General features: G+C 59.7%; 28 protein-coding genes and 1 pseudogene. 10 read left to right on the forward strand and 19 right to left on the reverse strand.

The window, feature by feature from the left end; genetic code table 11:
* The first annotated feature begins 70 nt into the window (after positions 1-70).
* Positions 71-901, forward strand: a complete 831-nt coding sequence (locus tag JJQ51_RS30280) for a tetratricopeptide repeat protein (RefSeq protein ID WP_269245654.1) — start codon at positions 71-73, stop codon at positions 899-901.
* Between the two features lie 92 nt (positions 902-993).
* Here JJQ51_RS30280 and JJQ51_RS30285 read toward each other — a convergent pair whose 3' ends face one another.
* From JJQ51_RS30285 to JJQ51_RS30330, 10 genes are all read right to left on the reverse strand, one after another.
* Positions 994-1,638 carry a LysE family translocator gene (locus JJQ51_RS30285; protein WP_269245655.1) on the reverse strand — a complete coding sequence of 215 codons (645 nt, stop codon included), beginning with the start codon at positions 1,636-1,638 and terminating at the stop codon, positions 994-996.
* Between the two features lie 72 nt (positions 1,639-1,710).
* Positions 1,711-2,688 (reverse strand): type II secretion system F family protein, encoded by a 978-nt coding sequence (locus tag JJQ51_RS30290; RefSeq protein WP_113395862.1) that lies wholly within the window; start codon positions 2,686-2,688, stop codon positions 1,711-1,713.
* Between the two features lie 21 nt (positions 2,689-2,709).
* Complete coding sequence (locus JJQ51_RS30295; RefSeq protein WP_269245656.1) at positions 2,710-3,717, reverse strand: type II secretion system F family protein; 1,008 nt, start codon at positions 3,715-3,717, stop codon at positions 2,710-2,712.
* Positions 3,718-3,725: 8 nt separating this feature from the next.
* Positions 3,726-5,210 (reverse strand): CpaF family protein, encoded by a 1,485-nt coding sequence (locus JJQ51_RS30300; RefSeq protein WP_069610976.1) that lies wholly within the window; start codon positions 5,208-5,210, stop codon positions 3,726-3,728.
* Between the two features lie 77 nt (positions 5,211-5,287).
* A complete protein-coding gene (locus JJQ51_RS30305; protein WP_145323358.1) occupies positions 5,288-6,559 on the reverse strand; it encodes an AAA family ATPase in 1,272 nt (423 codons plus the stop codon).
* 31 nt (positions 6,560-6,590) lie between these two features.
* A complete protein-coding gene (locus tag JJQ51_RS30310; RefSeq protein WP_152094606.1) occupies positions 6,591-7,322 on the reverse strand; it encodes a CpaD family pilus assembly protein in 732 nt (243 codons plus the stop codon).
* A gap of 53 nt (positions 7,323-7,375) precedes the next feature.
* Positions 7,376-8,908 (reverse strand): type II and III secretion system protein family protein, encoded by a 1,533-nt coding sequence (locus JJQ51_RS30315; protein ID WP_113420607.1) that lies wholly within the window; start codon positions 8,906-8,908, stop codon positions 7,376-7,378.
* Positions 8,909-8,922: 14 nt separating this feature from the next.
* Positions 8,923-9,738 carry a Flp pilus assembly protein CpaB gene (cpaB, locus tag JJQ51_RS30320; RefSeq protein ID WP_113351449.1) on the reverse strand — a complete coding sequence of 272 codons (816 nt, stop codon included), beginning with the start codon at positions 9,736-9,738 and terminating at the stop codon, positions 8,923-8,925.
* Between the two features lie 156 nt (positions 9,739-9,894).
* On the reverse strand, positions 9,895-10,407 hold the full coding sequence (locus tag JJQ51_RS30325; protein ID WP_113351450.1) for an A24 family peptidase: 513 nt from the start codon (positions 10,405-10,407) through the stop codon (positions 9,895-9,897).
* Between the two features lie 97 nt (positions 10,408-10,504).
* Positions 10,505-10,690 carry a Flp family type IVb pilin gene (locus tag JJQ51_RS30330; RefSeq protein WP_113351451.1) on the reverse strand — a complete coding sequence of 62 codons (186 nt, stop codon included), beginning with the start codon at positions 10,688-10,690 and terminating at the stop codon, positions 10,505-10,507.
* A gap of 403 nt (positions 10,691-11,093) precedes the next feature.
* Here JJQ51_RS30330 and JJQ51_RS30335 point away from each other — a divergent pair, with 403 nt between their 5' ends.
* The 9 genes and pseudogenes from JJQ51_RS30335 (at position 11,094) to JJQ51_RS30375 (ending at position 17,258) form a co-directional block, all read left to right on the forward strand.
* Complete coding sequence (locus JJQ51_RS30335; RefSeq protein ID WP_145323346.1) at positions 11,094-11,522, forward strand: pilus assembly protein N-terminal domain-containing protein; 429 nt, start codon at positions 11,094-11,096, stop codon at positions 11,520-11,522.
* A gap of 154 nt (positions 11,523-11,676) precedes the next feature.
* On the forward strand, positions 11,677-12,297 hold the full coding sequence (locus JJQ51_RS30340) for a TadE/TadG family type IV pilus assembly protein (RefSeq protein ID WP_113351453.1): 621 nt from the start codon (positions 11,677-11,679) through the stop codon (positions 12,295-12,297).
* Between the two features lie 14 nt (positions 12,298-12,311).
* Positions 12,312-12,884 carry a TadE/TadG family type IV pilus assembly protein gene (locus tag JJQ51_RS30345; protein ID WP_269245703.1) on the forward strand — a complete coding sequence of 191 codons (573 nt, stop codon included), beginning with the start codon at positions 12,312-12,314 and terminating at the stop codon, positions 12,882-12,884.
* A gap of 128 nt (positions 12,885-13,012) precedes the next feature.
* Positions 13,013-14,233 (forward strand): phosphopentomutase, encoded by a 1,221-nt coding sequence (locus JJQ51_RS30350; protein ID WP_269245657.1) that lies wholly within the window; start codon positions 13,013-13,015, stop codon positions 14,231-14,233.
* On the forward strand, positions 14,230-15,201 hold the full coding sequence (locus tag JJQ51_RS30355) for an adenosine deaminase (protein WP_269245658.1): 972 nt from the start codon (positions 14,230-14,232) through the stop codon (positions 15,199-15,201). Before JJQ51_RS30350 ends, JJQ51_RS30355 begins: the two co-directional genes overlap by 4 nt.
* A 62-nt stretch (positions 15,202-15,263) precedes the next feature.
* Positions 15,264-15,559, forward strand: a pseudogene (locus JJQ51_RS30360) (type II toxin-antitoxin system RelE/ParE family toxin).
* 10 nt (positions 15,560-15,569) lie between these two features.
* Entirely contained in the window at positions 15,570-15,875 is a 306-nt protein-coding gene (locus JJQ51_RS30365) for a HigA family addiction module antitoxin (protein ID WP_113330628.1), read from the forward strand.
* Between the two features lie 102 nt (positions 15,876-15,977).
* On the forward strand, positions 15,978-16,607 hold the full coding sequence (gene upp / locus JJQ51_RS30370) for a uracil phosphoribosyltransferase (protein WP_015338410.1): 630 nt from the start codon (positions 15,978-15,980) through the stop codon (positions 16,605-16,607).
* Between the two features lie 126 nt (positions 16,608-16,733).
* Positions 16,734-17,258 carry a TIGR02281 family clan AA aspartic protease gene (locus JJQ51_RS30375; RefSeq protein WP_113351456.1) on the forward strand — a complete coding sequence of 175 codons (525 nt, stop codon included), beginning with the start codon at positions 16,734-16,736 and terminating at the stop codon, positions 17,256-17,258.
* Between the two features lie 47 nt (positions 17,259-17,305).
* Here the strand turns inward: JJQ51_RS30375 and deoA are convergent, their stop codons facing one another.
* The 9 genes from deoA to JJQ51_RS30420 form a co-directional block, all read right to left on the reverse strand.
* The gene (gene deoA / locus JJQ51_RS30380; RefSeq protein WP_269245659.1) at positions 17,306-18,613 is read right to left on the reverse strand and encodes a thymidine phosphorylase; all 1,308 of its coding nucleotides are present in this window, start codon (positions 18,611-18,613) and stop codon (positions 17,306-17,308) included.
* Between the two features lie 3 nt (positions 18,614-18,616).
* The gene (deoC, locus tag JJQ51_RS30385; protein WP_183812511.1) at positions 18,617-19,390 is read right to left on the reverse strand and encodes a deoxyribose-phosphate aldolase; all 774 of its coding nucleotides are present in this window, start codon (positions 19,388-19,390) and stop codon (positions 18,617-18,619) included.
* On the reverse strand, positions 19,387-20,193 hold the full coding sequence (locus JJQ51_RS30390; protein ID WP_183812513.1) for a purine-nucleoside phosphorylase: 807 nt from the start codon (positions 20,191-20,193) through the stop codon (positions 19,387-19,389). Before JJQ51_RS30390 ends, deoC begins: the two co-directional genes overlap by 4 nt.
* Positions 20,190-20,582, reverse strand: coding sequence for a cytidine deaminase (locus JJQ51_RS30395; RefSeq protein WP_183812515.1), 393 nt, complete (start codon positions 20,580-20,582; stop codon positions 20,190-20,192). Before JJQ51_RS30395 ends, JJQ51_RS30390 begins: the two co-directional genes overlap by 4 nt.
* A gap of 4 nt (positions 20,583-20,586) precedes the next feature.
* Positions 20,587-21,558 carry an ABC transporter permease gene (locus JJQ51_RS30400; protein WP_113330647.1) on the reverse strand — a complete coding sequence of 324 codons (972 nt, stop codon included), beginning with the start codon at positions 21,556-21,558 and terminating at the stop codon, positions 20,587-20,589.
* A 10-nt stretch (positions 21,559-21,568) separates the two neighbouring features.
* A complete protein-coding gene (locus JJQ51_RS30405) occupies positions 21,569-22,672 on the reverse strand; it encodes an ABC transporter permease (RefSeq protein ID WP_113330623.1) in 1,104 nt (367 codons plus the stop codon).
* Positions 22,673-22,679: 7 nt separating this feature from the next.
* On the reverse strand, positions 22,680-24,191 hold the full coding sequence (locus JJQ51_RS30410; protein WP_113330622.1) for an ABC transporter ATP-binding protein: 1,512 nt from the start codon (positions 24,189-24,191) through the stop codon (positions 22,680-22,682).
* A 79-nt stretch (positions 24,192-24,270) separates the two neighbouring features.
* Entirely contained in the window at positions 24,271-25,266 is a 996-nt protein-coding gene (locus JJQ51_RS30415) for a BMP family lipoprotein (RefSeq protein WP_092714625.1), read from the reverse strand.
* 370 nt (positions 25,267-25,636) lie between these two features.
* Positions 25,637-25,954 carry a hypothetical protein gene (locus JJQ51_RS30420; protein WP_069610959.1) on the reverse strand — a complete coding sequence of 106 codons (318 nt, stop codon included), beginning with the start codon at positions 25,952-25,954 and terminating at the stop codon, positions 25,637-25,639.

The following is a 25,954-nucleotide window of genomic DNA, read 5'->3' on the forward strand; positions in this document are numbered from 1 at the left end:
TGCGTCGAACCTTTCCCTGTTCCGATTCTAGGCCGGGCGCAAGACTATAAGGAATTCAGGGATACGCGACATGCCCGCCGTCTCAGCTGCGTCTTCATTCAGAACCTTTCTTTTCCGCGGAGCTTCGGCTGCGCTTCTGGCGCTCGCGCTCGCAAGCTGCTCGACAACCGGAAAAGACCGGATGACGACGGGCTCAATTCCGAAGACGTCACAATCTCTCGACACGATGAACAGCACTGATCTGGCGCAGGCGACCGCGACGTTCGGCAAGGCCTACGACGCCAATCCCAAAGATCGCGATGCAGGTGTCAACTACGCCAACGCCTTGCGCATGAGCGGCCGCAACGACCAGGCGCTTGCGGTCATGCAGCAGGTGGCGATCGCCAATCCGAGCGATCGCGGCGTGCTGGCCGCCTACGGCAAGGCACAGGCGGCAGCAGGGCAGCTCGACGAAGCGCTCTCGACCATTGACCGCGCACAGCTGCCGGACCGGCCGGACTGGCGGCTGGTTTCCGCGCAGGGCGCCATTCTCGATCAGCTCGGACGTTCCAGCGATGCACGGGCCAAATATCGGGATGCGCTGGTGCTCGCCCCCAACGAGCCGACGGTCCTTTCCAATCTTGGTATGTCCTACGTGCTGACCGGCGATCTCAAGAATGCGGAAAACTATCTCCGCACGGCCGTCGCCCAGCCGGGCGCCGACAGCCGCGTGCGGCAGAATCTGGCGCTCGTCGTCGGCCTGCAGGGCCGCTTTGCTGAAGCCGAACAAATCGCTCGCCAGGAACTGACGCCGCAGCAGGCAAACGCCAATGTCGCCTATCTGCGCGGCATGCTGGCACAGCAGAACTCCTGGCAGAAGCTTGCCGCCAGTGGCGATAACAGGAAAGTAGCCCAGCAATAGAGCGGGAGAGCCGAAACAGCTTCCCTACCCAACTTTCGAAAACGGCACTCGTTAGCGGAGCGGTTGAGGCGCACGCCCGGTAGCCGTAGGCCTTAACGCCAGATGTGGCGCGGCAACCCCTCGGCGACAAGCCGCGCGCCGAGGGCGCCCATCACAACGCCGGCCACCAGATCTATCCATAGTTTCGCACCGAGATAGATGGCGCGCGGCCGGTTCGACGAAAAGGCCAGCGTTACCACCGTGTACCAGCCCACCTCGACAAGGAAGACTGCGGGCGGAACCGTAAACAGCAGCCAGGGAGCCGGAGCCGCCGGCAGAAGTGCGGCAAAGATACTACCGTAGAAAATGGCTGTCTTCGGATTGCTGAGCTGCGTGCCGAGCGCAAAGAGGAAATTGCGCATCACACCGCCTGCAGCCGGCGTCGTTGGTGCATCGATGGGAAGATCGTCCGCGGCGCTGCGCCAGATGCGGATGCCAACATAGATCAGATAGAGGCCACCGGCGACTTTTAGCGCCAGATATAGCCATTCGACTTTCATCAGCAATGCGCTCAAGCCGAAGAGGGCCAAGGTCGCGAAAATGACGCTGCCCGTTCCCATGCCGAAGGCCGCGGCAAGACCTGCCTTGCGTGAGCGGGAAACAGCGATGCGCGAAACGAGCACGAAGCTTGGGCCGGGGCTCACCGCTCCGATGAAGACTGCCGCGATGACGCTGAAAAATATTGCCAAGGATGACATGCGAGACCTCCCAATATGGGCGACATTGCATGGAAGATAACCATGCCCGCATGCCGCGAGCAAGTCGGCGGCTCAGAATTTGTCCATTGCCTGAATGATCGCCGGGCCGAGAATGACCGCCATCAAGACCGGCAGGAAGAAGACGATCATCGGTACGGTGAGCTTCGGCGGCAGTGCGGCCGCTTTCTTTTCCGCCTCGTTCATGCGCTCGTCGCGGCCTTCCTGCGCCATGACACGCAAGGCCTGCGAGAGCGGCGTACCATAGCGTTCCGCCTGGATGAGCGCCTGCGTGACCGATTTGACGAGCTCGATCTGGGTGCGGGCGGCGAGATTGTCGAAAGCGGTGCGGCGATCCTGGAGGAAGGAAAGCTCGGCCGTGGTCAGAACCATTTCCTCGGCGAGTGCCGGGGACTGCTCGGCCATTTCCTCGGACACGCGATGCATGCCGGCTTCGATTGAAATGCCAGACTCCACGCAGATCAGCATCAGGTCGAGCGCATCCGGCCAGGCGCGCTTGATCGATTTCTGGCGCTTGGTCACCAGATTGGAGATATAGATGTTCGGCGCGTAGAAGCCCAGATAGGCGAAGCCGATGACGCCAAGCAGCCGGATCGGCAGGGGCTTCGCGGCAAACCAGCCGAGAACGAAGACGATGACGATCGCAATTGCCAGAAAAAGGAAGGGCAGCAGGAATCGCGCCACCAGGAACATGTTGAGCGCATTTTCAGAACGCAGGCCGGCAGACCGCAAGCGATTAACGGTATTGGCATCGACAAGCGCATTGCGCAGGTTGAACCGCTCGACGATCTGTCTGACGTTTCGATTGTTGTGGCTGCGCAGCGATGCCTTGCCGCCCTCTGCGCTCAGCCGTGCGCGTTCACGGGCGCGAATCTGCTCGCGCTCTGTCGACACAGCCTTCATGCGCTTGCTGAGATCGCCACGCTCCAGCAGCGGTATGGCGATCGTGTAGAAGGTCGCGAAGACGGCGATGGCAACCACAACGGCAAGAAGGGTGCCAGGATCGGTCAAATTGGCTGCCAGATCGGACATGGGCGACGCGGCTCCTTCCGCTCAGATCTCGAAATTGACCATGTTGCGCATGATGAAGATGCCGAGCGACATCCAGATGCCGGCTCCAAGCAAGATCAGATGGCCGCGCGGATCGGTGAACAGGATCAACATGTATTGCGGCGACGTCAGATAGACGAGCAGCATCACGATGAAGGGCAGAGCGCCGATGATGACGGCGGATGCCTTGGCCTCCATCGACAATGCCTTGACCTTCGCCTTCATTTTCTTGCGTTCGCGCAGCACCTTCGAGAGGTTGCCCAGGGCTTCCGACAGGTTGCCGCCCGCCTGCGCCTGAATGGCGATGACGATCGAGAAGAAATTTACTTCCTGCAGCGGCATATGGTTCGCGATGCGTGCGCAGGCGTCCGACATGCTAAGACCGACCTGCTGCGCCTCGACCACCCGCCGAAACTCCGTCTTGACAGGCTCTCGCGCCTCGCCAGCCACCAGCCGCACTGCATCGTTGAGCGGCAGGCCCGAGCGAAGCGAGCGCGTGATGAGGTCAAGCGAGTTCGGAAACTCTTCGAGGAACTTGCCTTGCCGGCGCTTGATGAGAAAGCCTATGACCCAGCGCGGCAGGCCGAAGGCAGACGCAAAGAACATTCCCAAAATGACGAGAGGCGGCGCGCCGACGATGAAAAAGACCAGCATGACGAAAAGACCGAAGAGCACGCTGAAGATGTAGAAGCGCGACGGCGTCAACGACAGGCCGGCCTGCGCCAGACGCGCCTTCAGCGACTGCTTCTTCTTCGTATTTTCGCTCTGTCGCCGCTCCAGGTCCTTGAGGGTGTCCTGCACCGACTTGCGCCGCTTGGACATTTCCTGGACGCGATCGCGCGCAGCCTTGACCTTGACGCGATCGGTCTCAGCCTGCTTGACCCGGTTGACCCGGCTATCGGCCTTTTTCTGTGTCTCGATCCGTGAATAGAGAATGCCGTAGCAGACCGCGGCGGCTGAGACCGCCGTCAGCAGGACAATCAGCAGCACTATCGGATCGATACCAAACATCGCGAGCCCTATTGCGCCTTCTGTTCCATCTCATCGAGGGCGGCTGCCAGACGCCGCTCCTCGTTATAATAGCGAGCACGATCCCAGAAATGCGGCTTGCCGATACCGGTGGAGACGTGCCGCCCGATGATCCGGCCGTTCGCATCCTCGCCCTCGATTTCGTAGCGCATCAAATCCTGGGTAATGATCACATCCCCTTCCATGCCGATCACCTCGGTGATCTGGGTGATGCGGCGCGAACCGTCACGCAGGCGGGCAGCCTGGATGACGACGTCGACGGAGCTGGATATGATCTCACGGACGGTCTTGGCCGGCAGGCTGAAACCACCCATGGCGATCATCGATTCCATGCGGCTCAGGCATTCGCGCGGCGTATTGGCGTGGATCGTGCCCATGGAGCCGTCGTGACCCGTGTTCATCGCCTGCAGCAGGTCGAAGACCTCGGGTCCGCGCACTTCGCCGACGATAATGCGTTCGGGGCGCATACGCAGGCAGTTCTTGACGAGATCGCGCATGGTGATCTCACCCTCGCCCTCGATGTTGGGCGGACGGGTTTCGAGGCGCACCACGTGCGGCTGCTGCAATTGCAGTTCGGCGGTGTCTTCGCAGGTGATGACGCGTTCGTCTCGATCGATATAGTTGGTCAGGCAGTTCAGAAGCGTCGTCTTGCCCGAGCCCGTACCGCCTGAAATGACGACGTTGCAGCGCACGCGGCCGATGATCTGCAAAAGCGTCGCGCCCTCTGGCGTGATGGCGCCGAAGCGGACGAGCTGCTCGAGCGTCAGCTTGTCCTTCTTGAACTTACGAATGGTGAGTGCAGGACCGTCGATCGCCAGCGGTGGGGCGATGACGTTGACGCGCGAACCATCGGGCAGGCGCGCATCGCAGATGGGGCTCGATTCATCGACGCGGCGGCCGACCTGGCTGACAATGCGCTGGCAGATGGATAGAAGCTGGGAATTGTCGCGGAAGCGGATTTCGGATTCGACGGTCTTGCCGCCAACTTCGATGAAGGTCTGGCCGGCGCCGTTGACCATGATGTCGGCGATGTCGTCGCGGGCGAGCAGCGGCTCCAGCGGACCGTAGCCAAGCACGTCATTGCAGATGTCCTCGAGCAATTCCTCCTGCTCGGAGATCGACATCGCGAAATTCTTGATCGTGATGATATCGTTGACGATATCGCGGATTTCCTCACGCGCCGCCTCGTTACCGAGCTTGGAGAGCTGCGAGAGATCGATCGTATCGATCAGCGCGGAGAAAACCTGCGATTTCGTATCGTAATATTCTTCGGTGCGCGCCACGCGACGCCGGCTAGGCGTCTGCATCGGCGGCGGAGCGACCTGCTGACGTGGCTGCGCGGCATCACGGGACGGCTCTATCAGCACAGCCGGCGCCGTTGGCCCGCCAGCGGGAACGGGTGCACGCGCCGGTGCCGGCGGAGGCATTGCGCCGCCGCTCTTTGCAGGACCTTCACTTCCGCGCTTGCCAAACATGTCTTCGATCCAATTCTACTGCTGCTGCATGGCTTTCACGAAAGATTGGCTTTCGGAATCCATGTGAAATCATAGGGTTACTTCCGCTTTAAAAGGCCAAGCAAACCGCCCTTTCTTGCCTTCTTCAAAGCAACACGCCCGGTAACGATGTGCGATATCTGCGAGAAAGTTTCCGCAATCGGCGACTTGGGATCAGTCTCGGAGATCATCTGCCCGCTGTTGGCGGCATTACCGAACAGGTTGATGTCAAAGGGTATGATGGCGATCGGGTCGGTCTCCAGCGGCGCGCAGAATTCCGAAGGATTGATCTCCGGGCGCTTCGGCATGCCGACCTGATTGAGAATGAGGTGCGGTGCCTTATCGTTCGGCCGCAGCTTGCGCAGAGCGTCGATCAGGTTCTTGGCGTTGCGCAGATTGGCAAGATCAGGCGCGGCACAGATGACGACCTCGTCTACGGCACCAAGCACCGAACGCGTCCATTCCGTCCAGACATGCGGCACGTCGAGAACCGCCACCGGCGCGCTGCGCTGGAGAACGTCGAGCACCGGCAGGAATGCCTGCCCTTCGAAATCATAGGCGCGGTCCAGCATCGAGGGCGCGGCGAGTAGCGACAGATGCTGCGAGCATTTGGTCAGGAGCCGGTCGAGAAAGACCTCGTCGAGGCGTTCCGGCGCATAGACGGCCTCGGCTATCCCCTGAGCCGGGTCCTGGTCAAAATCGATATTGGCGGTGCCGTAGGGCAGATCGAGATCGGCGAGAATGGTTTCGGTCGAGAAGAGGCTGGAGATGCCGAAGGCGCAATTATGGGCGATGGTGGATGCGCCCACCCCACCCTTGGCACCGATGAAGGCAATGCTGCGGCCGAGCGGTTCGGCATCGGGGTCGATGAAGATCGATGCCACCGCCGTCATCAGATCGATCATATCGGTCGGCTGTACGATATATTCTGAGATACCGTTGCGGATGAGTTCGCGGTAAAGACCGATATCGTTGTGATAGCCGACGATGATGACCTTGGTGCTCGGATCGCAGACGGCAGCGAGCGGTTCGAGTTCCGCCAGGAGGCCGCGTGGGTTGGCGCGCGTCTCCAGAATGATCAGGTTTGGGGTCGGCGCTGAGGCGAACATGTTCGCCGCAGCCGCCACACCGCCGCTGGTGATCCGCAGGCTGACCTTGGACATGCGCCGATCGTTGGCGCACTGATCCATCACCTGCTGCAGCTGCTCGCTTTCGCAAAAAGCATGTATGGAAATACGCGGCAGCGGCCGCAGATTGTCGAGGTTGCCCGAGCGCGAAGCTTCCTCCGCTTCCGGGGCAGTCGAGCCGATATCGTATTCGATGGCGTTCATGATCTCATCCCGTTGCGCCAGCCTCTTGCGTTCAATTTCCGCTACCGAAGCCGCCGACCGTCGCCGTGCTGGTCGGAGTTGAGCCGCTGCGATAATCGCTGATGACCTTGCTGCGCTGATCGGCATCGATCGGTGTCATCGCGCGCGGCGAAATCAAATCGGTCGGATTAGCGACCTGCGCTGCCAGATTGTGCTGGGTCGCACAGCCGAAATTATAATAGTTCTGATTGTCGAATGCGTTGTCGGAAAGATCGTCCGGCCACTGGCCGCAGGCGTTGGTGGCCGCCGTCGTTGCGGTAAAGCGCAGGCGGATCGGCGCAGCATCGCCCGGGCCGCCCGCCGGGTAATAGCTGTTGACGATTCGCGCCGACGGAATACCGTTCGTGACCAGCTCCCGACGGATTTGTGAGTTGAGCGCCGATGCGGCGAAGGCATTTGGCGATTGCCGCGGCGACAGGATTTCCACCGTGCCACTTGCATGGGCGCGATAATCCTGAACGAAACCGCGAACCGTATCGCGCATGCCTGTTGTCAGGTGCCGGTCACTGGCCGCGACCGGTATATCGACGCTATGCTCCTTTTCGGTGAGCACGATGGGATGCCGTTGGCGATAGTCATCCCTGATGGCGCTCGTCGTCATGCCATCTGGGGAGCCCGCGCAACTGCTGACGGCCGATATCAGCGCCAATGTCGGGAGGATCAGCATCGATCTTGAAAAACGAGGCCGGGCACCGCCGGGTGTATTGCGTTCGAGGCTGGCCATCTCTTGCTCTCTCGTTGACCTCGTTGAAAAGGCTGGCGTCATGATCCCGCTCTTCACTTGTAGATGAAGCCGACTGTGCCGTGGAAATCGGCATCGGCGACCGGCGGACCATCCTTGCGGCCGTAGATCTTGTTGACCCGGTTCATGAAGAAGACACCGGCATCGTTCGTCGGAGAAAAATTGTCGTCGGGGCGAGCAAGCTTGTCGCGCGCTACGGGGCGCACGAGATAGGGTGTCGCGATAATCACAAGCTCGCTCTCATCCCGCTGGAAGCTCTTCTGACGGAACAGGGCACCCAGGATCGGAATCTTCGATGCACCCGGCGTTCCCGAGGTCGTCTGCTGCACGTTATCGCTCAGCAAGCCGGCAAGCGCGATCGATCCCCCGGATGGCAGCTCGACCGAAGTATTGGCGGCACGCTGGTTGTAGGTCGGGGTGGATGACGATGCGACCGGTTCCGAGACCTGGGTCTGCACATGCAGGCTGATGCGGCCACCGGCCAGGACCACAGGCGTGAAGGCCAGCGTAATACCATAGGTATAGGGCGTAATCGTCGTGTTGCCGTCCTTGTCGGTCGTGGAATAGAGCGTCTGACCACCGGAATTGAAGGTAGCAGCCTGTCCGGAAATGGCGGTCAATGTCGGCTCCGCCAAGGTGCGCACGGCACCTGCCTGCTCGAGAGCATTCAGATAGGTGCTGATATTGTATTTGCCGAGCGCATATTTGAAGAGTGTCGAGATACCACCCGCGCCGGTGGCGTTTGTGGGATCGCCGTTTACTCCCAGGAAATTCGTGGTTCCGCTGTTTCCGATATTGCCGAGTTGAGCGACGCCGAGGCCGGAGGAATTGCTGACCAGGTTGTCGAAACCAATCTGCTTCAGGACGCTGCGCTTGATTTCGGCGACGGTCACCTTGAGCGTCACCTGATCCTCGCCTTCGATTTGCAGCATGTTGACGATCTGCGAGGTCTGCCGCCCTTCGGCGAAAATGGCGACTGCGTTGTTGTCGCCGCTGCCGGAGGCGGTCTGGTTTCGTGTCGTCGCTTCGCCGCCCTTCAGGAAGGCTTGGGCGAGCTGCTGTGCGCGGATCGAATCCTGCGGCGTGCGCACGATGCCGGTGAGGACGATGTTGTCGGAGATGATCTCGACGTTGATATCGGAGTCCGGGATGAAGCGCTTGATATTATCCTGCAGGCCAGCAATATCGCGCTCGATCTGGAGATCGAGGCTGACGATCTCCTTGCCGTCGGCGCCGAAGATGAAGATGTTGGTCTGGCCGACCGTCTTGCCGAAAAGGTAGATGCGGCGCGAGGTCCGCGTCACCGCATCGGCCATCTTGGGATCGGAGACAAGGATGTCATGGGCGTCGGCGGGCAGATCGACGACAAGCGCCTTGTTGAGACCAAGCTTCAAAGTGCGCTTGGTGCCGAGGCCGGCTATTGTGACGATACTGTCCGAGCCGCCTGCAAAAGCTGTGGGCGTGCGCAGAAAGGCCGGAACATCTGCCAAGGGCAGGCCGGCAAAGGCAACCGAGAAGGAGAGGCTTACGGCAAGGGGGAGGCTGGCTTTCTTGCTTGTCTTTAACATGGTCTCGCCCCTTCTCATTGCGGTTTCGGCCCGCTGGGGCCGTCGGTCACGATCGCTCCCGATTTGATGACCTGGATCATGCTGCCGCCATTGTCCCCGGCCAGCAGATAATCGGCGGCCGTCGTATCGGGTTGCTGCGCGTCGGCAACGGAGCGCAGTGCCAGCGTCAGGCGATCGGCCATCTGATGCGCGACCGCCAGGACCTTCGTCTGGTCCGGCGTCAGCTCCAGCGTCGCGGTTGCCCCAACGACGGCTTTGCTTCCGTCCTGCTTTTCCTCGATCTGCTGATCGACCGCCAGAACGCGAACGTTGCTGAGCACGGTTTCGGTGACGAGCTGCTGCTGCGAACCCTTGCGCACCATGATGACATCGACGCGGTCATTCGGAAGGATGAAACCGCCTGCGCCGGTGGCGACGGAAATCTCGGTGGCGACGGCGCGCTTGCCCGCCGGTAGCAACGAAGAAAGGATACGGCTGTTGGAATCGGCGACCTTTTCCTCGCGGATCGGCTCGCCCTCGAAGATCGGCAGGCGAACAACCGCGCCGGTCAGATCTTTCAACGCATTAGGGCGCTCGCGTTCAGTGATGAGACCTTTGACGATGCCGCTTTCCGGCCAGGGCATCCAATGGATCGATTGCTCGTTCAGACGCGAACCGACGGGCAGATTGGCACCGGCAACGAGGACATTGATCGTCGCCTCCTTCTCCACCACCGCCGCAATCTGCTGGGGAACGATATCGCGCGAACCAGCCAGGCGCATTGCGAGCAGACCGGCCATCCCGGCCGCGACGGCTGCCACTGCGAGTATCATTATGCGAGCGGGTTTCATGGTCATTCCTTGAGGAACAGGATTCTTCGCCCTGCAGAATGACCGATAATTGGTGTAATTATGGTTAATGGCTGGTTACATTTATTGTTATTTAACCATGATTACTTGGTGTATATTAGAAAATGTATATGTGCGAGTTTGTTTTTACTAGTCGACTCAAGCCAAGGCGCGCGTCGCCGCAATCAACACCGGTGAAGATGGAAAGGCGAGAATGCCAGCAATCGCGATCGCGATGCCGTAAGGAATTTTCTTCGCGATCACCAGAGAGTTCGGCAGAGGAAGACCAATGGCCAAAATCGTGTTGGCCTGCGAGCGGAGCAAGATGATCAAAACCGTCAACGCCCCACCGATAAAGGCTACGTAGATCAAGAACTCTAGGAGGGATGCATCAAAGCCGAACCAAAGCGCGGCCGCGGCCAGGAGCTTGGCGTCACCGCCGCCCATGACATTTAATGCGAACAGTGCGAAGCAGGCGAGGAAGACGGCGATGGCACCGGCGAAATGAATACCGATTTCCGAAAACGACAAGCCGAAGATCTGCGCGAGTACCAGAAATGCGAGTGCGAGTGCCAGTGAAACGCGATTGGGGATCGTCATCGTCAGAAGATCGGAGATCGCCGCGATCGACATGCAGAGCGGAAATATTAACAATGTTGAAGCTTCAATCATTGAAGATACATCGCCTATTGCGAAAGTAAAAACATCGAAAACCGCTCACTATACCGAGCGGTTTTCGCCAAGAATCTGCACTAAATATATACTGGGCTTATTTGTTGACCGCAGCAGCATTAGTCATGTGGTTCGAGATATTCTGAAAGGTGGTGTTCAATGTACTACCGAGGGTCGTCGCGCCGGTGATGATGGCGACCGAGATCAGGGCGGCGATCAGGCCGTATTCAATTGCGGTCGCGCCGGATTCATCCTTCAGGAAACGCGAAAAAAGCTTGGACATAAGTTTAACTCCACTTTGTTGACAGCACGTCCGCCAACTGTTGCCGTTGATCGGATGAGTTGCACGGTAGCTTCCCGCCGTTTCCATCGCTTTAAAGAATTAGGTTAATGTGCAGTAAATACAAAAGCGAAAATAGAATAGTTAATGTGACTTGCATGTTCTTCTGTGCGTTTTTAAAGAAAATCTTCAGCCAAATAGAAATTATTAGATGTATGAATATTAGTACGATATACGATTCGTCTCGAATTAATACACGATCTGCGGAAGAAGGCGACGAGGAGGGTCCGCATGGGACATCTGCGCCATAATTACATGACAGAAGGCGAGCTTAATCGTTCATTCACCATTCTTTCTCATTCTATCGGGAAATTCTTTTCGCCATAGCTTTCCAAGAGGCCAAGCCATGCCAATCGGCGGCAGAACAGCATTCCTTGCCGGCATTGTCGCCATGGCCGGCATGATGCCGCAGCTTTCCCACGCTGCCGGAGAAAGCATGCTGCGCGTCTATATGGATCACGCGCGCGTATTGAAGCTGGACCGCCCTGTCAGCAAGGTCATCGTCGGCAATTCGCAAGTCGCCGATGCCACGGTCGCCGATCCGAAAACCATCGTACTGACCGGCCGCAGCTTCGGGACGACGAATATCATCCTGCTCGATACCGACGGCAATGCCATCGTGGACGAGCAGATCCTGGTATCGATCGACGAAGGCAATACGGTCCGTGTCTTCCGCCAGACGGATCGCGCCGTGCTGTCATGCACGCCCAATTGCGAACAGCATGCCCAGCAGAACAATACGACGACGACCCCAACGGCTGCAGCCGGACAATAGAAACATTCGATAACTCAAATATTCTAAAGTACTTTCAAAGAATTGAGCAGCAAACGATAATCCTTGTTTCCTCTAAATATGAAGAGAGAAGAGAAACGGATTATCAAGAAAGCAATTCTAGTGTCGTCCGCGTGTAAATCGCCGCGGACTTCCCATGACGCCAGATAATACCCCTCACGCCAATACAGGCCGCGCACGTCGCAGTGCCCGAAGCAGCTTGCGTGAATTCCTGCGTTCTCGGGACGGGACAGCAGCGATCGAATTTGCCCTGCTTGCGATCCCTTATTTTCTGATCGTCTTTGCGATCATCGAAACCTTCGTCGCCTTTACCGCGGAGCAAGTCGTCTCAAACGCCGTCGATACTCTGTCGCGCCAGATCCGGACGGGACAGATTACGGCAGCCAATACAACTTCGCAGCAGTTCCGACAGGCATTCTGCAATCAGATTTCCGTGCTCATTACCTGCTCCTCCACCGAAGTACAGACGCCGGCGAACCTCTATCTCGATGTGGAGAGCTATTCGAGCTTCGCATCCATGCCGACGACGATCCCCCGCAAGTCGTCGACCGATCCTTATTCCGATCTCAGCACCACCGGATTCACTTTTACACCCGGCGGCGCCAAGTCGCTGAACATGGTGCGCGCCTATTATCGCTGGCAGATCATAACGGATCTGCTGCGCCCCTATCTTACCAACGTGCATCCAACCGACGGCTCGGCGTCGGTCTATCTCATCGTCGCAACCGCAGCCTTTCAGAACGAGAATTATCCGTGAGCGGCCTCAAGAGCATGATCGGGAAAGAAAGTACGCGCCTTGGCATACTAAGACGCTTCGCTCGCGACAAAGATGGCGTCGGCGCGATCGAATTCGCCATTCTTTTTCCCGTATTGCTGATGCTTTATCTCGGTGCATTCGAGCTTACCGTCGGCCTCAATGCCTCGAAACGTGCCAGCCGTTCTGCAGGTTCCATCGCGGACATCGTCTCGCAGCAGCCGTCTGTCACCAAGTCCGTGCTTGCGGGCATGCCTTCCGTTGCCGGCGCGATCTTCGCGCCCTATAGCACGACGGGCCTGACGCTGAAGATCACCGGCATTGCGATCGACACGGCCGGCAAGGCGACCGTCGCCTGGTCCTGGGCGCAGGACGGAACCAGACCGTATACACCAGGCTCCACGGTCACGGTGCCGGCCAACATGAACCAGGCGAGCACATTCCTCGTCCGTAGCGAGCTTGCCCTGCCCTATCAGCTCCTCAGCTTCGGTGCCAATTTCCTGCCAAGCGGCACAAACCAGATCACCATCAGCCGGCAATATTATTACCGGCAGCGCGTCGGCACTTCGATCAGCTGCAGCGATTGCTGAAAACGCCGAGGAAAGGCGCCTGACGGGTGCTTCCAAACGGAAAATTGCCAAGTCGATGCCTCCGTTATATGGGTGACGTCCAATAACCCGGAAGACCTGCCGGGTGACGGCATTCTATCGGGTGATCTATGGCGCGCGCCTTTCTCTTCGTTCTGGATTCTTTCGGTGTAGGCGGCGGCCCGGATGCGGCAAGCTATGGTGACGAGGGCGCCGATACGCTTGGCCATATCGCCGAGTTCTGCGCCGCTGGTGCGGCCGATCGCGAAGGCCTGCGTCAGGGTCCATTGACATTGCCGATCATGTCCGGCCTCGGCCTGCTGGAGATCGCCAAGGCGGCGACGGGCAATTATCCCGCCGGCATGCCTCTGCCGGAAAAACTCTACGGCCTTTATGGCTGCGCCAGCGAAACCTCGCGCGGCAAGGATACACCATCGGGTCATTGGGAGATCGCCGGTACGCCGGTCATGTTCGACTGGGGTTACTTTCCGGCAGAGGGCGATGCCTTTCCGCCGGAGCTGGTGAAGGCCATCTGCGAAGCCGCCGATCTGCCAGGGATTCTCGGCAATTGCCATGCATCCGGCACGGATATCATCGCCAAGCTTGGCGAAGAGCACATACGTAGCGGCAAGCCGATCTGCTACACCTCGTCGGACTCCGTCTTCCAGATTGCAGCACACGAACAGCATTTCGGGCTCGATCGGCTGATCGGCCTCTGCAAGATCGTGCGCACCCTGCTCGATTCTCACAATATCGGCCGCGTCATTGCCCGCCCCTTCGTCGGCGAGACAGCAGCGACCTTCGAGCGGACCGGAAACCGCCGCGATTTCTCTGTGCTGCCGCCTGAGCCGACGCTGCTCGATCGTCTCGTCAAGGCAGAGCGCACGGTGCATGCCGTCGGCAAGATCGGCGATATTTTCGCCCATCAGGGCATTTCCAGGGTCATCAAGGCCAATGGCAACATGGCACTGATGGATGCGACGCTGAAGGCCATGGACGAAGCCGAGGATGGTGATCTGGTTTTCACCAATTTCGTCGATTTCGACATGGTCTATGGTCACCGCCGCGACGTGCCGGGTTATGCCGCAGCACTCGAGGCATTCGACGCGCGGCTGCCTGAAGTGCACAAGAAGCTGAAGGCGGGCGATCTCGTCATCCTGACCGCCGATCACGGCTGCGATCCGACCTGGCGCGGCACGGATCACACACGCGAGCGCGTGCCCGTCATGGCTTACGGGCCAGGTATTCGATCCCGTTCCATTGGCGTCCGTCAGACCTATGCCGATATCGGCGAAACGGTTGCGAAACATCTGGGAATTGCGGCAGGGCCGCACGGGAGGAGCTTCCTTTGACATCGCATTTGAAGAAAGTGGAACTGCATTGCCATCTGGAAGGCGCAGCTCCACCGGCATTGACGCTCGCACAAGCAGAGAAATACGGGGTAGACACCAGCGCCTTCCTCAAGGACGGTGTTTACCTTTGGAAGGATTTTGCCGAATTCCTCCTCTGCTACGACAAGGTTTCAGAAGTCTATCGCACCGAGGAAGACTATGCGCTGCTGACGGAGACCTATCTGGAAGAGCTGGCCGGCATTGGCACGATCTATAGCGAGCTCATCGTTTCGCCCGATCATGGCGATCGCATCGGCCTCGGCGCCGACGCCTATATGGCAGGCGTTTCCGCCGGCATCCGTGCCGCCAAGGCAAAGACCGGCATCGAGGCTCGGCTGATCGTAACCGGCGAACGCCACTTTGGGCCTGAGCGCGTCATGAAGGCGGCGGAATATGCCGCCAAGAGCGACAATCCGCTGATAACAGGCTTCAACATGGCCGGCGAGGAGCGCATGGGCCGCGTCGCCGATTACGCCCGCGCCTTCGATATAGCCCGCGAGGCGGGACTTGGCATAACCATCCATGCCGGCGAGGTCTGCGGCGCTTTTAGCGTCGCCGACGCGGTGGATCTGGTGCGCCCCCAGCGTATCGGCCATGGCGTGCGCGCCATCGAGGATATGGATCTCGTCAAGCGCCTTGCCGATCTCGGCACCGTGCTGGAAGTCTGCCCCGGCTCCAACGTTGCACTCAACGTCTTCCCGGACTTCCAATCGCACCCACTGCGCAGGCTGCGTGACGCCGGCGTGAAGGTGACGATAAGCTCCGATGATCCGCCCTTCTTCCACACATCGCTGAAGCGCGAATACGAGCTGGCGTCGTCAGCCTTCGGTTTTAGCGACGACGAGATCGATGCCATGACCCGCACGGCGATCGAAGCGGCGTTCGTGGACGAGGCGACGCGGGCGACGCTGCTGGCGAGATTAAAGTAATCAACGCTCAGAATTGAAAAATGCACCATAGGGCGGTACATTAACTCATACCGGAACCAAGGATGATCGTAAGCTTTCGAGATGAGTGGCTGCGTGATTTTTTTGTCGAAGATGTACACTCGAAGAAAATACCGTCTGATCTGGATAGCCGCTGTTTCGTAAGCTCCAGATGATTGATGATGCGGTGACGGACCAAGATCTACGGATCCCTCCCAGCAATCATTTCGAGAAATTGCGCGGCAATCTCGAGGGTTTTTGCTCTGTCCGTGTCAACAAGCAATGGCGGCTTATCTTCCGATGGGATGGTGGTCGTGGCGAAGCGGCGGACATCTATCTGGACGACCATAGCTATCGGTAGGGCAATTGCGATGTTGATGACAAAACGTAAGCCGGCAAGTGTCGGCGAAATATTGGTCGAAGAATTCATGGAGCCCATGGGTCTGACGCAAAGTGCGTTGGCCGAAGCCATGGGCGTCCAGCGCAAGCATGTGAATGAACTATGCAATAATCGCCGCGGCGTGACGGCTGCAACGGCGCTTATCCTTGCTCGTGTGTTCGGCAATAGCCCGGAATTCTGGCTGAACGTGCAACGGCGCAATGACCTGTGGGATGTCATGCACTCTCCGCACGAGCGCGAACGAATCGAGCGGGCCCGTCCGTTGTCTGCGGCATGAGTTTGGGGATGATATCGGGAGTTTTTCCCTATTTTCTTGCACCAGAGGCGATTTCCGTGGAAGAACCATCTCATATCACGGAATTACTGGAAGGCTGAAACCATGGACGGCGTCACTGTCATCGATCACCCGCTTGTGCAGCACAAGCTCACAATCATGCGCAAGAAGGACACGTCGACGGGAAGCTTCCGCCGGCTGCTGCGCGAGATTTCGACGCTGCTCTGTTACGAAGTGACGCGCGACCTCGAACTGACCATCGAGACCATCGAGACGCCGCTGCAGCCGATGGATGCGCCGATCCTCGAGGGCAAGAAGCTGGTCTTCGCCTCGATCCTGCGCGCCGGAAACGGCCTGCTCGAGGGCATGCTCGACCTGGTGCCTTCAGCCCGCGTCTCGCACATCGGCGTCTACCGCGATCACGAAACGCTGCAGCCGGTCGAATATTACTTCAAGGCGCCCGAGGATATCTCAGAGCGCTTGATCATCGTCGTCGATCCGATGCTGGCAACAGGCAACTCCTCGATTGCCGCGATCGAGAAGCTGAAGGAGCGCGGTGCCCACAATATCCGCTTCCTGTGCCTGCTGGCGGCTCCCGAAGGCATCGCCAATTTCCGCAAGGCACATCCGGATGTGCCGGTCTTCACCGCCGCCATCGACAGCCATCTCAACGAGAAGGGCTATATCGTGCCCGGTCTCGGCGATGCCGGCGACCGTATGTACGGCACGAAGTAAATCCGCTCTAATACTTTTTAGGAAGCCCGGCAGTTATTCAACTGTCGGGCTTTTTATTGATTGCATTAGCGTCCTTTCAGCACATTTGGCCTATAGATGGCATGGCCCACAGGAGGGGCCTTGCCGATGCTCGTTCGTGTTCTTGCCTTTGCCGGTGTCATCGCCGTTGCGGCGACCCAGGTGCCGATGCTGGTAAGCAGCTATAGCGAACATGCCGCGAAACCCGCACCGGTCGAAGCGGTTTCGCTTGCTCCACCGAAGGCGGAAGCTCCCGTTTCCTATGGCAGCGTTCAGCTGCGCGCCAATGCGGGCGGTCACTATGAAGGCGATTTCACCATCAACGGCCGCGCCGTGCACGGGATGATCGATACCGGCGCGACCTATGTGGCAATGAACGAGAGCACGGCGCGCAGCCTCGGCTTCAGCGGCGTCGATCTCGACTATCGCTACACGGCCCAGACCGCGAATGGCGCTTCCAAAGTCGCCTACATCAAACTCGATCGTCTGGAAATCGGGACGATCCGCGTTCGCAATGTCGATGCCGTGGTGGCGAAGGACAGTGCGCTCGGTACGACGCTGATCGGTATGAGCTTCATGAAGAAGCTGAACTCTTTCGGGGTTCAGAACGGCAATTTGGTGCTGAAGCAGTAAGACAATCCACCTCATGGGCGCCGCTTACGCCTATCTGGCTGCGTCCGTCAGATCCTGCCGAGGATGACGGGCGACAAAGCCGGCGCCGCCTCCATAAGGCGATAGTTGGCCGAAAGATCGGCCACTGCCTTCTCCGCGCTTGCCTCGTCCGCCGCGTGTACGGTGGCGATGCGGTCACCTTTGCTCACCTTCGTGCCGAGCGGCAGGATGTCGCTAAAGCCGACGCGATGATCGATCCTGTCCTGCGGACGACGGCGACCGCCGCCGAGATCGATGACGCTCATGCCGATCCCGCGCGCATCGCAGGCGCCAAGCCAGCCATCGGCCACGGCGAGAACCGGCTTTTGAATCGGCGCACTCGCCAAATAGCGATCCGGATGTTCCAGCAGATCTGCAGGGCCGCCAAGCGCGTGCACCATGCGGCCGAAGATTTCCGCCGCCTTGCCGGATGCCAAAGCCTCGCGCGCCCTGCCCTCCGCTTCGCCAACGTTCGCGGCAATGCCGGCCTGAACGAGCATTTCGGATGCAAAGGCAAGGACGACCGTTTCGAGCCGCGTGCCCGCCTTGTTGCCCTTCAGGAAATCCAGGCAATTCTGAAGCTCGACCACGTTGCCGGCCGCATCGGCCAAAGGCTGGTTCATGTCGGTGATCAGAGCCGAAGTCTTGACCCCGCCGCCGTTCGCCACCTCCACCAGAGAGCGCGCCAGCGTCTCGGCCTCTTCTAGCGAAGTCATGAAGGCGCCGCTGCCGATCTTGACGTCGAGCACCAGCGTTTCCAGCCCGGCCGCCAGTTTCTTCGACAGAATGGACGCTGTAATCAACGGTACGGAATCGACGGTCGCGGTCACATCGCGCACCGCATAGAGTTTGCCGTCCGCGGGGGCCAGCGCGCCGGTCTGGCCGATGATGGCGCAGCCGACTTCTTCGACGACCTTGCGGAAACGGGCCGCATCCGGCGTGATCCCGTAACCGGGGATGGATTCCAGCTTGTCGAGCGTGCCGCCAGTATGCCCGAGACCACGGCCGGAAATCATCGGCACGGCGAGGCCGCAGGCGGCCGCAATGGGCGCCAGCATCAGTGAGACGTTGTCGCCGACACCACCGGTCGAGTGCTTGTCCGCGATCGGCCTGCCGATGCCGTCCCAGGAGAGTGTATCGCCGGAGCGGGCCATGGCCAGCGTCAGCGCCACCGTCTCCTCGCGCGTCATGCCGCGAAACCAGACGGCCATGGCAAAGGCGCCGATCTGGCTTTCCGCCAGTTCGCCACGCCCCAATGCGCCGATAAACGCATCGATATCGGCGGCCGAGAGGGTGGCGCCGTTACGCTTCCGGCGGATGATCTCCTGCGGGATCATGGATCAGTAGCCTGACGATGCCGTCTTGGACTCGCCGCCGGCCAGTACGTTCAGAATATCGTCGAGCAGGCTCGATGCACCGAAGCGGAAGGTCGACGGCATGGCCCAATCTGGTGCCATGATGGTCTCGGCAAGACTCAGATAAAGCGCCGCATCGGAAACGGAGCCGATGCCGCCGGCAGGCTTGAAGCCGACCTTGCGACCGCTGGCGCGGATGGCCCGCAGCATGATGTCGGCAGCCTCGAGCGTCGCGTTGACAGCAACCTTGCCGGTGGACGTCTTGATGAAATCGGAGCCAGCGTCGATCGCAAGTTCCGACGCGCGCCGGATCAGCGCGGTATCCTTGATTTCGCCGGTTTCGAGGATGGTCTTCAAAAGCACCGGGCCTTTGCATTCTGCCCGCACGGCGGCGACCATATCGGTGACGGCCTGTTCATTGCCGGCCAGGAAGGCACGATAAGGAATGACCAGATCGATCTCGTCGGCGCCATCGGCAATCGCTTCGCGCGCTTCGGCGGCCACATCGGCCACCTCCATATCGCCGCTGGGGAAATTCACCACGGTCGCGATCTTCATGGCATGATCGGTGCCGAGAATGCCGCGCGCCTGCGCGACGAAGCGCGGCCAGATGCAGATGGCGGCCGTATTGCCATAGGGGGATTGCGCGCGGGCGCACAGCGCCTCGATCTGCGCCGGCGTGCAGTCATCCTTGAGATTGGTCAGGTCGAGAAGGGAAAGCGCAACGGCTGCCGTTTCTCTCAGGGAATGGCCCGTCATTCTGAGTCTCCTTCATCCGCGATCATTTCTTTCAGGATGGCGGCAAGGCGTGCGCCGCCGACCGGAGCCATGTCTTTCGTCTCTTCATGCGAGAGCTCTCCGCCGGTCATGCCAGCACCATAGTTAGTGATGACGGAGGCAGCGGCAACCCTCAAACCGAAAAGACGCGCCAAGATGACTTCCGGCACCGTCGACATGCCGACGGCATCGGCGCCAAGGATGCGCGCCATGCGGATCTCTGCCGGCGTTTCGAAGCTCGGGCCGGAAAACCACATATAGACGCCGTGCGAAAGCTTGATCTCGGCCTTTTCCGCCGCCTTGCGCATGCGCATGATGAGGTCGGTATCATAGGCGCTCGTCATGCCGACGAAGCGCCTGTCGCTTTCCTCGCCGATCAGCGGGTTCATGCCGGAATAGTTGATGTGATCGGTGATTTGCATCACCGATCCCGGCGGCATCTCTTCCCGCAGCGATCCGGCCGAGTTCGTCAGGATCAGCGTGTCGACGCCAAGCGCTTTCAGGGTTTCGATCGGCTGGCGCATGGCATTGGCGTCGCCCTTTTCATAATAATGCACACGACCGGAGAGCATGATGACCGGGACATCGCCGAGCTTGCCTGCGACCAGCGTACCGGCATGGCCTGATACGGCGCTGACCGGGAAGCCGGGCAGGTCGGCATAGGGAATGCGCAGCGCCTCTTTGACCTCATCCACGAGAGAGCCGAGGCCGGAGCCCAGGATGATGCCATAGCGCGGCTTCAATTCGCCGAGCTTCTCGGTGAGGATATCGACGGCCGCGCTCATCCGAGCACCTCCGTTTCGAAGCTGAAGGGCAGCATCTCGTCCATGGTCATGGTCTTCCTCACGCCGGTTTCGTCGCAAAGATAGATGCGCGTCTCCTTGCTGGCAAATTCGGCGATCTTCTGCCGGCAGCCGCCGCAAGGCGGGCAGAGCGGCAGTTTCTCGGCGATGACGGCAATCTCGACGATTTTCTTGGCACCGCCCATGATCATCTGGCCGATCGCCGTCGGTTCGGCACACCAGCCCTGCGGGAAGGAGAGATTTTCGATATTGGCACCGATATAGATCTTGCCGTCCTCGGCGCGGATCGCCGCGCCGACCGGGAATTTCGAATAGGGAGCATGCGCGAAAGCCATCGCGCCACGCGCGGCCTCGAACAGATCATGCGACATGGGTTTAGCGCTCCTTGGTATAGGGCACGCCACCGGCCTTCGGAGGCTTGGCGACGCCGATAAAGCCTGCAAGCAGGATGCAGGTGAGGATATAGGGCAGCGCCTGGAAAATCTGTACCGGCACCTCGCCAATGCCTGGAACCGCCTTGCCCTGCATGAAATTGGCGAAGGCATCGAGGAAGCCGAACAGAAGACAGGTGAACATGACCGGCACCGGCTTCCATTTTGCGAAGATCAGGGCGGCGAGAGCGATATAGCCCTTGCCCGCCGACATGTTGTTGATGAAGGCCGCCGACTGGGCAATGGCGAGATAGGTGCCGGAGAAGCCGCAGAGAATGCCGGCAACGATCAGGGAGCGATAGCGCAGCCATTCGACCGAGATGCCGGCGGTATCGACCGCGCCCGGATTTTCACCGACCGCACGCAGCCGCAGACCAAAGCGGGTGCGATAGAGGATCCACCAGGAGATCGGCACCGTGAGGAAGGCGAGATAGGTCAGGATATTGTTGCCCGAGATGACATTCGCATAGAGCGGCCCGATGAACGGAACGTCGCGAAGGGCATCAGCGCCCGGCAGGGTGATACCGGAAAAGCGGGCGGTAGCAGGCAGAGTCGGCGTGCGGCCACCCTGACCGAACCAGGCTTGACCGAGAACGATGGTCAGGCCGGCCATCAGGAAGTTGATCGCGACGCCCGAGACGATCTGGTTGCCGCGATTGGTGATCGAGGCAAAACCGTGCAGCAGACCGACGAGGACGGAGACGAGAACACCGGCGCCAAGACCTGCCCACGGCGAGCCGCTGATCGAGGCGACGCAGGCCGCAGCGAAGGCCGAAGCCAGCATCTTGCCTTCAAGCCCGATATCGAAGATGCCGGCACGCTCGGAAAACAGGCCTGCCAGCGCTGTGAAAATCAACGGAATCGACAGGCGGATGGTCGAGCCCAATATGCTGATGAGAAGATCATAATAATCCATCGTCCGATCCTCACGTCCTGGCGAATGTCTGGTAGATGCGCACAAGCGCAGGTCGGAACATATATTCGAGCGCACCGGCAAACAGGATGACGAGACCCTGGATCACCACGATCATATCGCGCGTGATGTTCGGCATGTCGAAAGAGAGCGCATCGCCACCCTGATAGAGAATGCCGAACAGGATCGCCGCCACGATGATGCCCAGTGGATGATTGCGACCCATCAGCGACACGGCAATGCCAACGAAACCTGCACCGAGCACGAACTCCACCTGCAGACGCGCGGAAGCGCCCATGACGGGATTAAGCGCCATCATGCCGGCAAGGCCGCCGGAAAGCAGCATGGCGATGATGACCGTGCGGGCATAGGGAATGCCGGCATAGACCGCAGCGGTGGGGCTGAGGCCCAGCGTGCGCATTTCATAGCCGAGCTTGGTGCGCCAGATGAGCACCCAGACGAGGAAGCACATGACGAGCGCGATCAGAAAGGAGACGTTGAGCGGCGCAGCACCGATGGTCGAGCCGAACAGATCCATCAACCAGCCGAGCTTCGGCAGCTGGCCGCCCTCCAGAAAGGTGCGGGTCTCGGGAGCCATCTTGCCGGGCACAATCAGCACATGCACCAGCAGGAAGTTCATCATCGCCGATGCGATGAAGTTGAACATGATCGTCGTGATGACGACGTGGCTGCCGCGCTTGGCCTGAAGCCAGGCCGGGATGAAGGCCCAGAGCGCCCCGAAGATCGCCGCGCCGATGACAGCAAACGGCATGGTCACGTACCAGGGCACGTAGCGGTCAAGTGTCAGCGCCACGAGGGCACAGCCGAGACCGCCGAGATAGGCCTGACCTTCCGAGCCGATATTGAACAGGCCGGCATGGATGGCGACCGCGACCGAAAGGCCGGTGAAGATGAAGCTCGTCGCATAATACAGCGTGAAGCCGATGCCTTCGCCGCTGCCGAGAGCACCCTGCAGCAGCAGCACGAGCGCATCGAGCGGGCTCTCGCCGATGAACCAGACGACGAGGCCGGAAATCAGGAAGGCAACAATCAGGTTGAGAAGAGGGATCAGGCCGTAGGTGATCCAGTTCGGGAGCGGAACGGAAGCCGTGCTCATATACGCCTCACGCGGCAATGCCGGCCATCATCAGGCCGAGTGTTTGTTCACCGGCCTCAGCCGACTTTTCACCGACGATGTGGCCGGCGAACATGACGAGGATACGGTCCGAAAGCGCACGGATCTCATCCAGCTCCACCGACACCAGCAGGATCGCCTTGCCGGCGTCGCGCATCTCGATGATGCGGCGATGGATGAATTCGATGGCACCGATATCGACGCCGCGCGTCGGCTGGCCGATTAGCAGCGCCCTCGGGTCGCGCTCGATCTCGCGGGCAACGACGATCTTCTGCTGGTTGCCGCCGGAGAAATTGGCGGTTTTCAGCCGCGCGTTGGGCGGGCGGATATCGTATTTCTCAATCTTCTCGATCGCATCCTTGCGCATGGCGTCGAGATCGAGCATGCCGCCGCGCCCGTATTTGCGGTCGCGATGATAGCCGAGCATGGAATTCTCATATTCCTCGAACTTGAGGACGAGGCCCATGTGATGGCGATCTTCCGGAATATGGGCAAGGCCAAGGTCACGGAGTGCTGCGGGATCGGCGTTGCCGATCGGCTTGCCGTGCAGAAGGATTTCGCCCGAAGCCGGCTTGCGGATACCGGCGATCGCCTCCAGCAGTTCGGACTGGCCGTTGCCGGCGACGCCGGCGATGCCGACGATCTCGCCGGCGCGGACATCGAAGGAGACATTGTCGACCATGGTGACGCCACGGCCATCCTTGACGGTGAGATTGCGCACCGAGAGCAGGATTTCGCCCGGATTGGGAGCGCCCTTCTCGACACGCAACAGCACGCGGCGTCCGACCATCAGTTCGGCCAGCTCCTCGACAGTGGTTTCCGCCGTCTTACGGGTGGCAACCATCTCGCCGCGGCGCATGACTGATACCGTATCGGTGATCGCCATGATTTCGCGCAGCTTGTGGGTGATGAGAATGATCGTCTTGCCCTGATCGCGAAGCACGCGGAGGATGCGGAAGAGATTGTCGGCTTCGGCCGGAGTCAGAACGCCGGTGGGTTCGTCGAGAATGAGGATCTCGGCGCCGCGATACATCGCCTTCAGGATTTCGACGCGCTGCTGCTGACCGACGGGAAGCTCCTCGATCAAGGCGTCCGGATCGACTTCCAGGCCGTAATCCTTCTCCAGCCGGTTGAGCTCGGCGCGCGCGGCCGCAACGCCCTTGGCGAGAAGTGCGCCGCCTTCGGCGCCCAGCATGACGTTTTCGAGGACGGTAAAATTGTCGACCAGCATGAAATGCTGGTGCACCATGCCGATACCGGCTGCTATCGCCGTCTGGCTGTCGCGGATGGCGATCGGGTTGCCGTTGATGCGGATCTCGCCGCTATCAGCATGATAGAAGCCGTAGATGATCGACATCAGAGTCGATTTCCCGGCACCGTTTTCGCCGATGATCCCGTGGATCGAGCCCTTGGCGACGGTCAGGTTGATATCTTTATTGGCGTGGACAGCACCGAACTTCTTGTCGATGCCCACGAGCTCGATGGCGGAGATTTGGTTCACTATAGGGGCTCCAGAAACCGGTTTCCGGATAAGAAAAGGGCGTATGACGTTTTGCTCCGTCATACGCCCTTAATTCATATCAGTTCTTCGGGCAGGCGTTGTCGGTCAGATAGTCGTGGACCTTGATGGTGCCAGCGACGATATCGGTCCGCGCCTTGTCGACGGCAGTCTGCATTTCCGGAGTGACGAGCGGCTTGTTGTTGTCGTCCATGGCGACGGTGACGCCATCTTCCTTCAGGCCCAGTTCCTGGGTGCCGGCCGTGAACTTGCCGTTCTTGGCATCGCTGAAGGCATTGTAGACTGCGAGGTCGACGCGCTTGACGACGGACGTCAGAACGGAACCCGGATGCAGGTAGTTCTGGTTCGAGTCAACGCCGATCGACAGCTTCTTGTTGTCAGCAGCCGTCTGCAGCACGCCGAGGCCAGTGGCACCGGCAGCCGCGTAAACAACATCGGCGCCCTGGTCGATCTGGTTCTTGGTGAGCTCGCCGCCGCGAACCGGATCGTTCCAGGCGGCACCGGTCGTGCCGGTCATGTTCTGGAAGACTTCGATCTTCGGATTGGTGGCGCGTGCGCCAAGCTCGTAACCGCATTCGAACTTGCGGATCAGCGGAATGTCCATGCCGCCGACAAAGCCGACCTTGCCGGTCTTCGAAGCCATGGCGGCCATGACACCGGCGAGATAGGAGCCTTCGTTTTCCTTGAACTTGACCGAGCGGACGTTCGGCAGATCGAGGCTATCGTCGATCAGAACGAATTCGGTCTTCGGATATTCGGCAGCAACCTTCTGCAGCGCGGAGGTCCAGGCGAAAGAAACGGCGATAACCGGATTGAAACCCTTGCTGGCGAAGTTGCGCAGCGCCTGTTCGCCCTGGGTGTCGCCCGTCGGCTCGAAGTCGCGGTAAGCGATGCCGGTTTCCTTCTTGAACTTTTCAGCGCCGTTATAGGCAGCTTCGTTGAAGGACTTATCGAACTTGCCGCCGGTTCCGTAGACGATTGCCGGCTTGATATCGGCCGCAAGCGCCGTTGCCGACATGGCAGCCAGGGCGAAAAGGGTCAAAAGGGATTTTTTCATGTGGTGCAGCCCTATTGTTTCTATCTTGTTGGGTCCTCCCGCAAGCCCGTTGATCGGGCAAGTCTGCGGAACTGCCGGCCTCCCCCGAGGCCAAGCTGGCGCGCATCCTTGCATGGCTGCACGAAAAATTCACGAGAAATTTTTCAGTTGGTAAAGATTTGTGGGAATTGGTGAAAACCCATCCAAACGACCCGTTTTTTAAACAATTTCGGGCCAAAACTGCAATTTTATTGGTCAGAACAGCTGCCGCTCAGCTCTCCGCAACCGCCAGTTCTGCAGCTCGCCGCATTGCGATGGAGCCACCGCCAATTCCTTCCGACGCCATTCAATTCCCTGAATGGCACAGGCCGAAAGTCACGCGCCGAACCCCTCACGCGCTGAAGCGGCCGGCTGCAGGCTGGCGCTTGTAGGCGACCATCCACAGCAACAGGGAAATCACCAGGAAGACGGCGAAGGCCGGCTGAAACAGCAGCCATTGCATCGCCATGTCATAGAAACGGGGATGAACATAATAGGCAATCATCGAGCGGAGGCTTGCGAGCGACGACGGGCTGACATCGTTCCACGCATCGCCCATCGGGGTCATGACCACGGCGGAAGCCGCAACGGACTGAATGGAATCGATGGTGCCGGCGATCACAGCCACCACCAGCGCGACAAGGCTGGCAAAACGCAACAGGAAACGCAT

The organism is Rhizobium sp. AG207R, assembly GCF_027109195.1.
Taxonomy (GTDB): Bacteria; Pseudomonadota; Alphaproteobacteria; order Rhizobiales; family Rhizobiaceae; genus Rhizobium; species Rhizobium dioscoreae.

Excerpts from the sequence above, each read along its gene's own strand:
- JJQ51_RS30280 (WP_269245654.1), top strand. The coding sequence starts at position 71 with ATGCCCGCCGTCTCAGCTGCGTCTTCATTCAGAACCTTTCTTTTCCGC.
- JJQ51_RS30285 (WP_269245655.1), bottom strand. The coding sequence starts at position 1,638 with ATGTCATCCTTGGCAATATTTTTCAGCGTCATCGCGGCAGTCTTCATC.
- JJQ51_RS30290 (WP_113395862.1), bottom strand. The coding sequence starts at position 2,688 with ATGTCCGATCTGGCAGCCAATTTGACCGATCCTGGCACCCTTCTTGCC.
- JJQ51_RS30295 (WP_269245656.1), bottom strand. The coding sequence starts at position 3,717 with ATGTTTGGTATCGATCCGATAGTGCTGCTGATTGTCCTGCTGACGGCG.
- JJQ51_RS30300 (WP_069610976.1), bottom strand. The coding sequence starts at position 5,210 with ATGTTTGGCAAGCGCGGAAGTGAAGGTCCTGCAAAGAGCGGCGGCGCA.
- JJQ51_RS30305 (WP_145323358.1), bottom strand. The coding sequence starts at position 6,559 with ATGAACGCCATCGAATACGATATCGGCTCGACTGCCCCGGAAGCGGAG.
- JJQ51_RS30310 (WP_152094606.1), bottom strand. The coding sequence starts at position 7,322 with ATGGCCAGCCTCGAACGCAATACACCCGGCGGTGCCCGGCCTCGTTTT.
- JJQ51_RS30315 (WP_113420607.1), bottom strand. The coding sequence starts at position 8,908 with ATGTTAAAGACAAGCAAGAAAGCCAGCCTCCCCCTTGCCGTAAGCCTC.
- cpaB (WP_113351449.1), bottom strand. The coding sequence starts at position 9,738 with ATGAAACCCGCTCGCATAATGATACTCGCAGTGGCAGCCGTCGCGGCC.
- JJQ51_RS30325 (WP_113351450.1), bottom strand. The coding sequence starts at position 10,407 with ATGATTGAAGCTTCAACATTGTTAATATTTCCGCTCTGCATGTCGATC.
- JJQ51_RS30330 (WP_113351451.1), bottom strand. The coding sequence starts at position 10,690 with ATGTCCAAGCTTTTTTCGCGTTTCCTGAAGGATGAATCCGGCGCGACC.
- JJQ51_RS30335 (WP_145323346.1), top strand. The coding sequence starts at position 11,094 with ATGCCAATCGGCGGCAGAACAGCATTCCTTGCCGGCATTGTCGCCATG.
- JJQ51_RS30340 (WP_113351453.1), top strand. The coding sequence starts at position 11,677 with ATGACGCCAGATAATACCCCTCACGCCAATACAGGCCGCGCACGTCGC.
- JJQ51_RS30345 (WP_269245703.1), top strand. The coding sequence starts at position 12,312 with ATGATCGGGAAAGAAAGTACGCGCCTTGGCATACTAAGACGCTTCGCT.
- JJQ51_RS30350 (WP_269245657.1), top strand. The coding sequence starts at position 13,013 with ATGGCGCGCGCCTTTCTCTTCGTTCTGGATTCTTTCGGTGTAGGCGGC.
- JJQ51_RS30365 (WP_113330628.1), top strand. The coding sequence starts at position 15,570 with ATGTTGATGACAAAACGTAAGCCGGCAAGTGTCGGCGAAATATTGGTC.
- upp (WP_015338410.1), top strand. The coding sequence starts at position 15,978 with ATGGACGGCGTCACTGTCATCGATCACCCGCTTGTGCAGCACAAGCTC.
- JJQ51_RS30375 (WP_113351456.1), top strand. The coding sequence starts at position 16,734 with ATGCTCGTTCGTGTTCTTGCCTTTGCCGGTGTCATCGCCGTTGCGGCG.
- deoA (WP_269245659.1), bottom strand. The coding sequence starts at position 18,613 with ATGATCCCGCAGGAGATCATCCGCCGGAAGCGTAACGGCGCCACCCTC.
- deoC (WP_183812511.1), bottom strand. The coding sequence starts at position 19,390 with ATGACGGGCCATTCCCTGAGAGAAACGGCAGCCGTTGCGCTTTCCCTT.
- JJQ51_RS30390 (WP_183812513.1), bottom strand. The coding sequence starts at position 20,193 with ATGAGCGCGGCCGTCGATATCCTCACCGAGAAGCTCGGCGAATTGAAG.
- JJQ51_RS30395 (WP_183812515.1), bottom strand. The coding sequence starts at position 20,582 with ATGTCGCATGATCTGTTCGAGGCCGCGCGTGGCGCGATGGCTTTCGCG.
- JJQ51_RS30400 (WP_113330647.1), bottom strand. The coding sequence starts at position 21,558 with ATGGATTATTATGATCTTCTCATCAGCATATTGGGCTCGACCATCCGC.
- JJQ51_RS30405 (WP_113330623.1), bottom strand. The coding sequence starts at position 22,672 with ATGAGCACGGCTTCCGTTCCGCTCCCGAACTGGATCACCTACGGCCTG.
- JJQ51_RS30415 (WP_092714625.1), bottom strand. The coding sequence starts at position 25,266 with ATGAAAAAATCCCTTTTGACCCTTTTCGCCCTGGCTGCCATGTCGGCA.
- JJQ51_RS30420 (WP_069610959.1), bottom strand. The coding sequence starts at position 25,954 with ATGCGTTTCCTGTTGCGTTTTGCCAGCCTTGTCGCGCTGGTGGTGGCT.